Consider the following 12,560-nt stretch of genomic DNA (forward strand, 5'->3'; position numbering starts at 1 on the left):
GGAGTAGTGTATATCGTTTAATAGCAATCCGTTGTTATACAATTGTATTATACTATAGGTAAAAAGAGTTTAATAAAACAATACATAAACCAATAATAGTGTGAAGAAAGAAAGCTAAAGTACTAAATAATTTAATACAACTGCAACATTATCGTGAGGTTGCATAACCCTATAAATGCTGGTGTTTGAGTAGAAGAAAAAAAGAGAGGTCCAGTATCAATATACTCATCCCCGTTATCCAATATCAAGTCGGTTATGGATTTACCAACTATAATGCCAGTTTTGGCAACGCCGGTTTTTACTTTAATCAATTATTGAAATGCAACGGTTGCTTACTTACATTTGGCTACGCTAAATATTGCCGCATGAAATATATTATAACCCTTATTGTGCTTGCATTTGTACTGCTCCATACGGCCAAAGCACAACGCAGCGAAACGTTGTTTGATGAGGATTGGAAATTTAACAAAGGGGACGTTGCCAACGCTGAGGAGGACACTTTTAACGATGCCGGCTGGCGTACCATACGCCTGCCGCACGATTGGAGTGTGGAAGATTTACCCAATTCAGTTTCCGACAGCGTAACGGTAACGGGGCCTTTTTTGCAGAGTAGTGTTGGTGCTACAGCTACCGGTTATACCGTGGGCGGCACTGCCTGGTATCGCAGGCATTTTACGGTAAACAACAGCGGCGGCAGGCAGGTATCTGTCCTCTTTGATGGTGTATATATGAACAGCGACGTGTGGGTGAACGGGCATTTTTTGGGCAACCATCCGTATGGCTATACGCCCTTTTATTATAATATTACCTCTTACCTGAAGCCTTCCGGTAAACAAAACACCATTGCGGTACGCGTTCGCAACGAAGGACGCAACAGCCGCTGGTACAGCGGTTCGGGTATTTATCGGCATGTATGGCTCATTACCACCCATCCTGCACACATTCAGCAATGGGGTGTTTATATTACTACACCTGAAGTATCGGCTAAGGCTGCAACGGCCAGTATCCAAACAACTGTTGAAAACGGGCAGAATAATATGCCGCTCACTATTAAAACATACATCGTTGATGCTGCCGGCAAAACGGTAGCTGCAGCACAGCAGCAGGCAGGTAATAGCAGTGAAGTAAAAACTACTATACAGCTTAATAAGCCGCACCTTTGGTCGCCCGAAACGCCTTACCTCTACACTGCTAACACCGAACTGTGGCAAAACAATCATTTGGTGGATAAAGTAGCAACACAATTTGGGGTGCGCTCTATAGAGTGGAGTGCAGTGAAAGGTTTTTTACTGAATGGGCAAAAGGTATTGCTGCGCGGCGGCTGCGTGCACCACGATAATGGCCCGTTAGGTGCTGCAACGATTGACAGGGCGGAAGAGCGTAAAATAGAACTCCTGAAATCGGTTGGTTACAATGCGGTGCGCACCAGCCACAACCCGCCATCGCGCCAGTTTTTAGATGCCTGCGACCGGCTTGGAATGATAGTGATAGACGAAGCATTTGACCAATGGGAACGTCCCAAAAACCCGCAGGATTATCACCTTTATTTTGATACAAGCTGGCAAAAAGATATAGCTGCAATGGTGCTGCGCGATCGTAATCATCCATCCGTTATTTTCTGGAGTATTGGTAATGAAGTGAACGAACGTGCAGATTCATCGGGCTTACGGATTGCTAAGCAACTACGCGATGCGGTAAAACGCCTCGATGCTACGCGTCCCGTTACCGAAGCTATTTGCGCTTTCTGGGATCATCCGGGCTATAAATGGGATACTACCGCTGCCGCCTTTGCACTGTTGGATGTGGGCGGCTACAACTATCAATGGAAAGAATATGAAAGCGACCATGCCAAATATCCTGAACGCATTATGATGGGCACAGAATCCTTTCCTGCAGAAGCGTACGAAAACTGGCAGCAGGTACAAAAGCATCCGTATGTGATTGGCGATTTTGTGTGGACCGCTATGGATTATATAGGTGAGACCGGCATTGGTCATACAGCATTGGACAGTTTGGATGCTTTTGCTAAAGCATGGCCGTGGTTTAATGCATGGTGCGGTGATATTGACCTGATCGGTGGCAAAAAACCGCAGTCCTATTACCGCGATATAGTATGGGGCAGAAGCAAAATAGAAATGCTGGTGCATGCACCTGTGCCCGAAGGACACAAGGAAGTTATCAGTTATTGGGGCTGGCCCGATGAATATCCTGCTTACACATTTACCGGCAGGGAGGGCAAGCCATTGCAGGTGCACGTATATACCCAATATCCCGCAGTACGTTTAGCGCTTAATGGTAAAATCATTGGTGAACAAACGGTTGCTACGCAAGCCCGGCATTCCGGTATATCATCATCTTCTTTTCAGCCGCCATTGACTGCCACCTTTACTATTCCGTATCAGCCGGGCACACTAATAGCGTATGGCTTGGTAAACGGCAAAATAGCCGATTCTGTTATTTTAAAGACCGCCGGTAAGCCCGCGCAAATACAATTAACGGCCGATAGAAAACAAATTGGTGCAAATAAGAACGATGTAAGTTATATAACTGCAACAGTGCTGGATGCAGATGGCAATGTTGTTCCCGACACCACTTTCACGCTGCATTTTAGTGTTGCGGGCAATGGCTCCATCATAGCAACTGCCAATGCCAACCCTGCCGGTATGGAAAGTTTTCAGCAGCCGGTGCACCGTACATTCCGGGGCAAATGCCTGGCTATTGTGCAGCCTGCCAACGCAAAAGGAAATATAGTAGTAAAAGCCGGGGCGGCAGGCTTAAAGAGCGGAGCAATAACCATTGAAGTGCAGTGATTGATTGTATTGTCATTTTTAATGGTTTTTTCTCCCCGGTACGTGTCTCAGCCAATACTGTTTGGAAGCTTACCTGATAGAGAAATGATTATCTAAGCATTAGAAATCCATCCTGGAGTAAGTGGTAGCGTAGGCCTGGACGAACTTTCTCACTGGGACCTGTAAAAAACATTATTCACGAAGTAATGCACGGAGCGATCATGCCGTCCTTGAACCCACAAAGTGGCTCATTGAGGCAAAAGAAGATAATAGTTTCCGAAATAATTAAGCGAAGCGTTCTCATGAATACCATTGAAAAAACATCAATACATTCATAACTTTTTGTTCCTTTTTTCTTTCAGGAGAAAAAAGGAAGAGTGAATATATAGGTAAGTAATCAGACTCCAACACTCTACTCATTTAATCAGCACCTTCGCCCCGGTGCGTGTCCCCACGCACCGGTATAGCATGAGTTGAACAGCCGCAGCGCATAAAGACATGCACCACGATAGCAAGCAATAAATGGATAAATCTATTACAAAGTAAACCTGTTCTTTATAGCCTACGGTTTAAACCGCGAGCTATTAGCATTAGTAATAAACTGATTAACCGTTTAACGTTAAACCTTCTCTGTGCGTTGCTCCGATGGTTCCGTAGTACTCTTCGCCCCGGTGCGTGTCCCCACGCACCGGTATAGCCGGTGGTTCCGTAGTGCAAACAAATTTGTCATAAAACCGTTATTATTATATCCGGCACATATTTAGACAATGCTAATCATAGTAAAAGTGCTATTTTTGATGTCTTGAATATCAATTGCTGGTACCAGTTTCTTTCTGCAGCAATAATACTTGGCCGGCACACTTCCGGTGCAGTATTTAGCAATCAGCAGTTTTTTTCAATTATTAATTAATCAATCAGTTCCTGATGTCAAAAGTAGCCGTTTGTAGGGTAGAGCATTTTAATGCGGCGCATCGCTTGCATGTGCCCGAATGGTCAGACGCCGTTAATACAACGGTGTTTGGCAAATGCAACAATCCCAACTATCACGGCCATAATTACCAGTTGATTGTAAGAGTAACGGGCGAACCCAATGCAACAACCGGTTATGTGATGGATATGAAAGTGCTGAGCGATATAATAAAAGCGGAAGTATTGCAACGGTTTGACCATAAGAATTTAAACCTTGATACACAGGAATTTAAAAATCTGAACCCAACGGCAGAAAACATAGCTATCACTATTTATAATTTATTGAGAGCACGTATAGAGCCGGCATTGGAACTTAAAATAACCTTGTATGAAACAGAACGAAACTTCGTGGAATATCCAGCATCCTGAGGATAACGACAATATAGAATGGAGCAATGTATTGATTGACGAAATAGGCGACAACCACATAGCGGCATCCACCGATACGCCTATGAAAGCCGATGCGTTCAAACTAACGGATGATGAAAAGATAGCTATAATAGAAAAGCATTTTGCCGCTATTATGGATACGCTGGGTTTAAACCTTGCCGATGACAGTCTGCGTGGCACACCCAAGCGGGTGGCAAAAATGTATGTGCAGGAGATCTTCAGCGGCTTGAACCCGGCAAACCGCCCGGCTGTAACGCTGTTTGAAAACAAGTATAAGTACAACCAGATGCTGGTGGAAAAAAATATTACCTTTTACAGCAACTGCGAGCACCATTTTGTACCTATTTATGGCAAAGCACACATAGCTTATATCAGCAGCGGCAAAGTGATTGGATTGAGCAAACTCAACCGTTTTGTACAATACTTTGCCAGGCGCCCGCAGGTGCAGGAGCGCCTGAGTATGCAGATAGGTAAAGAGTTGCAGCAGATATTGCAGACCGAAGACGTAGCGGTGGTAATAGATGCTTTGCATTTGTGCGTATCCAGCCGCGGTGTAAACGATACAAGCGCCTCTACCGTTACTGCTTTTTACGGTGGTAAGTTTAAGGAAGAAACTACCAGGCAGGAATTTTTAAGATATTTAGAGTTAAAACCCGATGCTTAAAGTGCGGGTGCCATATAAGCTGCTCCTTTTTTTGCTGTAGTACTGTTTACGCTATTTTATTTAGGCTTTTGCTGTTGCAAAAGCCTTTTGTTTTGTATTGTTATTTCTTTAAAAAAGGTGGTCGCCTTTACCGCTGTGGCACAATTATTGGCAAGGTGCAGGCCTTATTTCACAACTTAATTTTTTACCTATGAGCAAGATCATCATTGCAGCCGCTTTATTGTTGTCGGTAGCAGTTATTAGTGCCACCAGCGGCGACAGAACAAAACAGTTTAGCGACATGGCTTATGTATCGCCCACACACTACGATACAGTGCCTGGAGACACTACCAAGCCAGATACTACCAGCAGCTTTGGTTTACTGAGCTACAATGTGTTGGATACAGTTCCGTCTGATACTACCAAGCCAGATACTACGTCTTCTATGTTGGCGTACAATATTGTAAGAGATACTGTACCTACAGATACCAGCAAAAAAGACACTTCTGCTTTTCAGTACATGGCCCGTATCATAAGGGATACAGTGCCTACAGATACTTCAAAGAAGGATACTTCTTCTTTCCAGTACATGGCGCTGGTAAGATAAGCCACTTTACTTAGCTTTTGCCACAATTTGTTGTGGCAAAAGCTTGTATTTTTTATCAGCTTTTATCAGGCTACAGGCGCAAAGTCCTCATTTTTTCCACCCTTAATTATAAGAATAGTTGGGTAGCAAGCCTATCTTTGCGCTCCGATGAGCAAACCTTCGATTACTACTATTCTCTCTCCGCGTTTATTACAACTCTACGATATTTCCAATAGTATTGTTGTTATTATAGATGTTTTCAGGGCTACTTCTACCATTGCTACGGCATTATACAACGGCGCTGCCAAAGTAATTCCGGTGGATAGCGTGGAGCAGTGTATTGCCACCGGCAGAAACCTCAATGCCATTACTGCCGGCGAGCGTGATGGAAAAATTATTCCTGGATTGCAATACGGCAATTCTCCGGCAGAGTATTACCGCGATTTTATACATGGCAAAACGCTGGTGCTTACTACTACCAATGGCACACGGCTGCTGCATATGGCATTATCTAAAGGAGCATCGGAAGTTGTTACCGGCTCTTTTCCTAATATTTCGGCTGTTTGCAATCATTTACTGCAAATGAATAAAAATGTGATACTGGGCTGCTCGGGCTGGAAAGACCGTTTTAACCTGGAAGATACCTTGTTTGCAGGCGCCATTATTCAGCGGTTGCAGGAGCATTTTACCATTAATGGTTGCGACAGCAGCCTGATGGCTGAAAATATGTACGGTTTGCATAAGCACCACCTGTATAGCTTTATACAAAAAACCTCGCACTGGCACCGGCTGGCAGCTTATGGGCTGGAGAAAGATTTGGAATATTGCATTACCGAAGATGGCGCCAATGTATTGCCGGTATATACCAATAATGCGCTGATAGCGGCTAAGTAAGCACAAACTAAAAACGCTTTCATTTTGCAATGAAAGCGTTTTTAGTTTATATGTTTAATAGCCGATTATTTTTCTGAAAGTGTCTTTTTGCCTTCCAGCAGTTTTTGCTGTACAGCTTCGAGCCTTCTTTTTTTCGTATCAGCTCTTTTTGCATCCTCTATCCAGTTTACATATTCTTTCTGGCTTATCTCGGGCAACGATTTAAAGAAATCCTTTGCTTTTTTATACTTAATAAAAAATATCTCCAGCTCTGCCGGCAACTTAATCAATCGTTTATCAAAATCATCATTGGCTCTTTCCTCTTCTGCCGAAACCTGATCCTGTGCAACATCCAGCTTCTTAAAACAGATAGCCGACCATACATGATCCAATACCGTCTGGTCGCCTGTTTCGTAATCATGATCCTGCAACACCTGCCAACTGCAATCCCGGTTAAGGTCGCTTGCAATCTTGCTTGCTGCTTTTGGATAAGCAATCCACAATTTGCTGTCGACATGTAAAGCAGGAAAAACGTCGTTGAGTATAGTACACATCTGGTTTTGATTAATGGCAAATACCAGTGCGAAATCTATTTTTCTGCTTCTCAGCAGCGGCGTAACGTTTTTAGCGTAAGAAAGCTTGGCAAACTGTTTTTCTATGGAAGAAGGAAGGCCTTGAATAAGAATATTTTTTTCATCTTTTAGGTTTAGCTTTTCTAACATGCTTTGCATAAACGTGCCTTATTCATTAAAAGTTTATAAAAAAAATGAGAATGCAAAGTTATATAAATGATTTTTAATAGAAAGCCAACTATTTTATTTTTTATCGAAAAGAAACCCTAAAAAATACAGTAATTACCTGCTTTTTACCGGTTTATAGTACTTTAAAGCTTCAGGCATCCACTCCTGTAAATGCTGTATGCGGTCTGCTTCGGCAGGGTGATCGCTCAAAAATACAGGGGTGGAAGAGCCGCCCGCAAGGCTTTGCATCCTTTGCCAAAACGGAATAGCCTCCTCTGGGTTGTAACCTGCCAAGGCTGCGAATATCAAACCATAATGGTCAGCTTCCAGTTCCTGATTGCGCGAATTGGGCAGTAATACACCAATCTGTGCGGTAGGTGCATATACCGCATTAAAAATGTTCAGCGCCTTGGAATTGCCCAAAAGGCCTTGTCCAAGCTGCTGTATTCCGGCTGCCAGCAACCCCTGGCTCATCCGTTCTCTGCCATGTCCTGCTACCGCATGGGTTATTTCGTGACCAAGCACAATAGCTAAAGCGGCTTCATTCTGCGTTACCGGCAAAATGCCTGTATATACCACTACTTTGCCGCCCGGCATGCACCACGCGTTGATCTCATTGCTTTGAACAAGATTAAATTCCCATTTATAGCCCTTTAATGCATCCCCCTGTCCTTTCGACCTGTAATACTCCGTAATAGCGCTGGCAATACGGGAACCAACGCGCTTTACCATTTCGGCATCTTTATTATTGCTGGCACTTACTACATTATGTTGTGCCAAAAATTGCCTGTACTGTGTTTTGGCAGTAGTCTGCAGTTCGCTTTCAGACACAAGAGATAACTGGTTCCTGCCCGTAATGGCATTGCGGGTACAGGCATACGCAAACAGAGCTGTTAAGGCAATAAGTACATAATATTTCCACTTCATAATAACGGTTTAATTTCATTTCAATCAGTCAATATCTATACCAATTGTAATATGATAGGTATTGACGGGCTATGGACTATAAGATTAAAAACGTGTTTTTGAGTTTAACAAAAGCATTCTTAAAACAGCATTGGATAGTACATTTTTACTGGCTGCAAAGTAATGTTAAGTCTTGTTTGCGGGTTAATCCTGGTACACGAGTTTGGGTCTATATACGTTGTTATTAATAAAAGGTGAGTTATGAAAAAGATACTATTGATTGGCATTCCGCTGCTGATGCTGCTATTTGCAGGCTGCAGCACTTCTAAGATTACAGACAGCTACACTACACAGCAAGGCATTAGTACAAGTACTTCCAAAAAGATTTTGGTGTTAGGCTTATTCAGTGATAAAAACCGCAACGCCAAACGTGCCATGGAAGAGCAGCTGGCTGTTGACCTGCAAAAGTTTGGCTACAATGCAGTTGCTGCTACCGATGAGTTTGGTCCTACCGCTTTCCGCGGCATGACCGAAAAGGAGGCGCTTCAAAAGCTGAACGATGAAGGTATTGAGCAGGTAGTGACTATTACGCTGGTAGATAAAAATCAGGAAAAACGCCATGTGTCTGGCAACTATGGTTATCGTCCGGGTTTCTGGGGGTATTATTCGTATTATTCTCCCTGGGCGCACCGCCCTTATTACCGTCCGGGCTATACAACAACAAGCACTAAATACATGTTTGAGACCAACCTGTACGATGTGACCAGCAACCAGTTGCTGTATTCGGCACAATCGCAAACTGTAGATGCCAGCACCATGGGCTCTTTGGCAAACGATTATGCAAGGGATATAGTAAAGGATATGCGCAAGAAAAATGTGTTAGGATAAGTGTCTGTGAGTGTGAAGGTTTGAGAGCTGCCCTTTGTGGGCAGCTTTTTTGTTTTGTGTACAGTCTGTTTTGTGTACAGTCTGTTTTTCTACAGCTTTTTTACAGACAGCAATAAATTCTTAAAATATTTTTTCTAAAAGTTTTGTTAATTGAAAACTCACTCTATCTTTGCACCCGCAAATAAATAATTAGCTATGCAACTTAACATATTTACACCTATAAAAAGCCGGGGAGGCGTACTGCCACTACATTCGGGCTGCGGGGCATGCAACATTTATAACTAAGTTCAATCAACTTGTTTTATACAGTAGCCCCGCAATTTGCGGGGCTTTTTATTTGTGTTTTAAAGGAAAGAAAATGCCGGAACAACAAAACATATCATCAGCATATCATCAACGGATACATAGCTGTGAGTGGCAGCTACGAGGTAATAGTATGCCCGGCCAAAGTGTAATTTGTTTTGATGTGTTTAGAGGAAAATTATATCCCTACCTACGACCGCGATGTTGTAAGCAATATTGATTGTACAATCAGTATATAAGCAAGCCCGGTCAGGATATAATACCAGACCGGGTTTTTTATTTGGACATATTTTGAAGAACAGGAGGTAGGTATGATACCATTTGTAATAATAGCTGTTGTAATTGTAAGAGTCATTATTTCGGCTTGTAAAATTGCAGAAAGCAATAAAACGGTAGCCAGGCGCTTTCGTAAACTCCGCATCAGCAGCGGAAAGAGCTTGATAGCAAACAACTTTGTTGATAGCAAGCATTTGTTTATAAAGCTTAACAAGCAGTTACCAAATGTGATGCTGATCAATGGTATTGACGTTAGCCAGGCAGTAAAGCTGCTGGAAGCAAAATTGAATAGCAGCATTAAAACAGTTTACAAGCACAAGCAGTTTGACTTTGACGAACAGCAAATTGTATTCAACATGATGATTATAGTAACCAGCGATAACCGGATTATAGAAGTTGGCAACAGCTATGTTGAATTGCTATATACTGCTGAACATGCATTATGGGCTGATTATTTAGCAAATGAACTGGCTGCTTTTCAGTTATGTAGTACTGCAACCTCTTTTTCTAAGACAGTTTGTGTAAGAGGTTTGCCGGCCGGACGAACTAAAAATTGAGAACGGTTTGTTGTCTTATAATTATGGGCCATTCAGTTAACAGAAATAAAATATAGAGATTGTATCAACAGCTCTTTCCCTAAAACTAAAAGGTGTTGCTGCCAAAAGCAACACCTTTCAACAACATTAAAAACTTACTGATGAATGAGTAATAAATAAGTTTTACCATACTATATGCCCCTTGGTGCTTTGGCAGAGGTGGTCTATGCACCGGACTGAAAATCCGGCTAATGAGGTTCAATTCCTCAAGGCACCACATGTATTCATATATAAAAACAAAATTGATGAAAAAGAATAACCGGTTCATATCCATCCGATTTAAATCCGCATCCAGCGGCGGTTTACCGCTGCAACGAAAATGTAAACGATATGAACCTCCATTATGTAAACAGCTCAACTGCATTATTGCAGTTCCGGCTTCGTTCAGCACACCATAAAAAAAGAGCGCAGTATGAAGATTGGGATAAGCAGTTATTAGCACTTCAGCGGGAAAGAAATGTCTTGTATAAACAGCAGCGTAACTTAGGTTGGGTAGAATTGAATTCACCCATCGTGCGGGGCTGGAAGCGTTATTTTGTGCTGCGCGATGATGTAGCCAAAAGTAAACAAGCGTCCTTCTTTGAAAGTATTTTAAGCAAAATAAATACCACGCAATACAGCTACCGCAAAGACTTTAGAGTAAAGAAGCGTAAATGGGGCAAAAAAGTATATGTAGTAAAAGAGCTGCATTTATTACGACCACAGGCATTTTGCTTCAATAAAATGAAATTTACGGAAGCAGAAAAACAATTCTTTGAAGAGCGGCTGGTGCAGGATAAATGGACAAGTAAACCCTTTAAAATATATGTCTTTAAAGAATCATGGCGCTTTGTATTGCGCGTGCGTCCCAATATTATTACCAAAACACGTGCAAGAGATGAAGTAATTGAAAGCCGTATTCAGCAGATTAACAATTACCTGGAAAATGGAGCGCTGATTGGAAGACTGGCACATCTTTCAAACGGACGTCGCAACTCCTGGTACGACGAAGAAAAAAGGAAAGAGAAGAATCCATTAAAAAACAAGCCGCTCGCCACCACTTTGGATGAATATTATGTAAAAGAGCATGATACTTGAGCATTGTATGGGAGGCTATTAACAATAACACAGCATGGCAAAACTACATTTAACCGGCAAAGAATTAAGAGCCATCGGCTACCCCGAAGGCCCGGTAATAAGCGTGGCAATGAATGTGATGGAAAAGCAATATAAACACCGTAGAAAAGAAGAAGCATTAACGGCATTGAAAAACATCCTTGCCGAGCCTGCTATGTTTATAGAAGACGAAACATTAAGTCCCATTGCAAAACTGTTATTGCCCAAAGAAAAAACAGCAGGCGATGAAATAGCACTCTTAAACAATGGCGTGCATTTTAATGTGTTTGGTGCCGAATATATAGAAGAGAGTGCTTTGCAGCAAATGCATGCTGCCGCAAAGCTGCCGGTAAGCATCGCCGGTGCCTTAATGCCCGATGCCCACAGCGGCTACGGCTTACCTATTGGCGGCGTACTGGCAACCGAAAATTCGGTCATTCCTTACGGCGTAGGCGTGGACATTGGCTGCCGTATGTGCCTCAGTGTGTTTGACATTAACCCCAAAGAATTAACTAACCGTGAGGCTTACTTTACAAGAGAATTAAATGAAGCTACATTGTTTGGTGCCGGTAAGGAGTTTTCCAAAACATCTTATGATGAAGTGCTGGACAGCCCCGTGTTTAACGAAATACCTTTCGTAAAGGGGCTGCAAAGCAAGGCAGAAAAGCAATTAGGCTCGTCGGGCTCCGGTAATCATTTTGTAGAGTTTGGCATAGTGGAAATACCGCATAAAGATGAGGCACTAGGTTTGGAAGCGGGTGTGTATCTTGGCTTACTGTCGCACTCCGGTTCACGCGGATTAGGTGCAAACATTGCTAACCATTTTACAAAAATGGCTAAGGAAAAACGTAAACTGCCTAAGGAGGCTGTTAATCTTTCGTGGTTCGATTTAAACGAGGAAGAAGGCATTCAATACTGGATGGCAATGAACCTTGCAGGTGATTATGCTTCTGCCAATCATCACGTAATTCATACAAAAATTGCAAAACAATTGGGACGTCAGCCACTGGCAATGGTAGAGAACCACCACAACTTTGCATGGAAAGAGCGGTATGAAGGTAAAGAAGTAATTGTGCACCGCAAGGGTGCTACCCCTGCCGGTAAAGATGTGCTGGGTATTATTCCCGGCAGTATGACTGCACCCGGATTTATCGTAAAAGGCTTGGGCGAAGCGGCTGCTATCAACTCGGCATCGCATGGTGCAGGCAGAAGAATGAGCCGTACGGCAGCCATCAAAAGCATTACGCAAAATGCTTTGAAAGAAGAGTTGCAAAAGCAGGGTGTAAAGCTCATTGGTGGCGGACTGGACGAAGCGCCTTTTGCCTATAAAAACATTTACGATGTAATGAATGCGCAGCAAAACCTGGTGCAAACTGTAGGGTTGTTTTACCCCAAAATAGTAAAGATGGATGGCGCTCCGCACAAAGGAAAAAATAAGCTGCAACCTGAAAAAGGGGATACGTATGTAGAGGGTGAATAGGAAAAATACTGTTCTTTACCGGGGCG

General features: G+C 42.8%; 11 protein-coding genes and 1 tRNA gene. 10 read left to right on the forward strand and 2 right to left on the reverse strand.

Translation table 11 applies throughout. The annotated features are described in order from the left end of the window. Positions 1-365 precede the first annotated feature (365 nt). The 5 genes from FC093_RS16520 (at position 366) to FC093_RS16540 (ending at position 6,271) form a co-directional block, all read left to right on the forward strand. Positions 366-2,810, forward strand: a complete 2,445-nt coding sequence (locus FC093_RS16520) for a glycoside hydrolase family 2 TIM barrel-domain containing protein (RefSeq protein WP_137262910.1) — start codon at positions 366-368, stop codon at positions 2,808-2,810. A gap of 903 nt (positions 2,811-3,713) precedes the next feature. Further along, positions 3,714-4,127 carry a 6-pyruvoyl trahydropterin synthase family protein gene (locus FC093_RS16525; RefSeq protein ID WP_137262911.1) on the forward strand — a complete coding sequence of 138 codons (414 nt, stop codon included), beginning with the start codon at positions 3,714-3,716 and terminating at the stop codon, positions 4,125-4,127. Beyond that, entirely contained in the window at positions 4,087-4,812 is a 726-nt protein-coding gene (gene folE / locus FC093_RS16530) for a GTP cyclohydrolase I FolE (protein ID WP_137262912.1), read from the forward strand. The genes FC093_RS16525 and folE overlap by 41 nt, the downstream gene beginning before the upstream one ends. A gap of 190 nt (positions 4,813-5,002) precedes the next feature. After that, complete coding sequence (locus FC093_RS16535; protein WP_137262913.1) at positions 5,003-5,398, forward strand: hypothetical protein; 396 nt, start codon at positions 5,003-5,005, stop codon at positions 5,396-5,398. A gap of 147 nt (positions 5,399-5,545) precedes the next feature. Then, complete coding sequence (locus FC093_RS16540; protein ID WP_137262914.1) at positions 5,546-6,271, forward strand: 2-phosphosulfolactate phosphatase; 726 nt, start codon at positions 5,546-5,548, stop codon at positions 6,269-6,271. A gap of 65 nt (positions 6,272-6,336) precedes the next feature. Here the strand turns inward: FC093_RS16540 and FC093_RS16545 are convergent, their stop codons facing one another. Continuing rightward, the gene (locus FC093_RS16545; RefSeq protein WP_137262915.1) at positions 6,337-6,981 is read right to left on the reverse strand and encodes a YdeI/OmpD-associated family protein; all 645 of its coding nucleotides are present in this window, start codon (positions 6,979-6,981) and stop codon (positions 6,337-6,339) included. A 123-nt stretch (positions 6,982-7,104) separates the two neighbouring features. Further along, positions 7,105-7,917 carry a M48 family metallopeptidase gene (locus tag FC093_RS16550; protein WP_137262916.1) on the reverse strand — a complete coding sequence of 271 codons (813 nt, stop codon included), beginning with the start codon at positions 7,915-7,917 and terminating at the stop codon, positions 7,105-7,107. A 240-nt stretch (positions 7,918-8,157) separates the two neighbouring features. Here FC093_RS16550 and FC093_RS16555 point away from each other — a divergent pair, with 240 nt between their 5' ends. From FC093_RS16555 to FC093_RS16575, 5 genes are all read left to right on the forward strand, one after another. Then, positions 8,158-8,784, forward strand: coding sequence for a hypothetical protein (locus tag FC093_RS16555; protein ID WP_137262917.1), 627 nt, complete (start codon positions 8,158-8,160; stop codon positions 8,782-8,784). A gap of 614 nt (positions 8,785-9,398) precedes the next feature. Next, positions 9,399-9,920: a hypothetical protein gene (locus FC093_RS16560; protein ID WP_137262918.1), complete on the forward strand. Its 522-nt coding sequence runs from the start codon at positions 9,399-9,401 to the stop codon at positions 9,918-9,920. A 183-nt stretch (positions 9,921-10,103) separates the two neighbouring features. Further along, positions 10,104-10,176: transfer RNA gene (locus FC093_RS16565), tRNA-Phe, on the forward strand. A gap of 113 nt (positions 10,177-10,289) precedes the next feature. Then, complete coding sequence (locus FC093_RS16570; RefSeq protein WP_137262919.1) at positions 10,290-11,036, forward strand: hypothetical protein; 747 nt, start codon at positions 10,290-10,292, stop codon at positions 11,034-11,036. A 34-nt stretch (positions 11,037-11,070) separates the two neighbouring features. After that, positions 11,071-12,534, forward strand: coding sequence for an RtcB family protein (locus FC093_RS16575; RefSeq protein WP_137262920.1), 1,464 nt, complete (start codon positions 11,071-11,073; stop codon positions 12,532-12,534). Positions 12,535-12,560 lie beyond the last annotated feature (26 nt).

Source organism: Ilyomonas limi (assembly GCF_005233845.1).
In the GTDB taxonomy this organism is placed as follows: Bacteria; Bacteroidota; Bacteroidia; order Chitinophagales; family Chitinophagaceae; genus Ilyomonas; species Ilyomonas limi.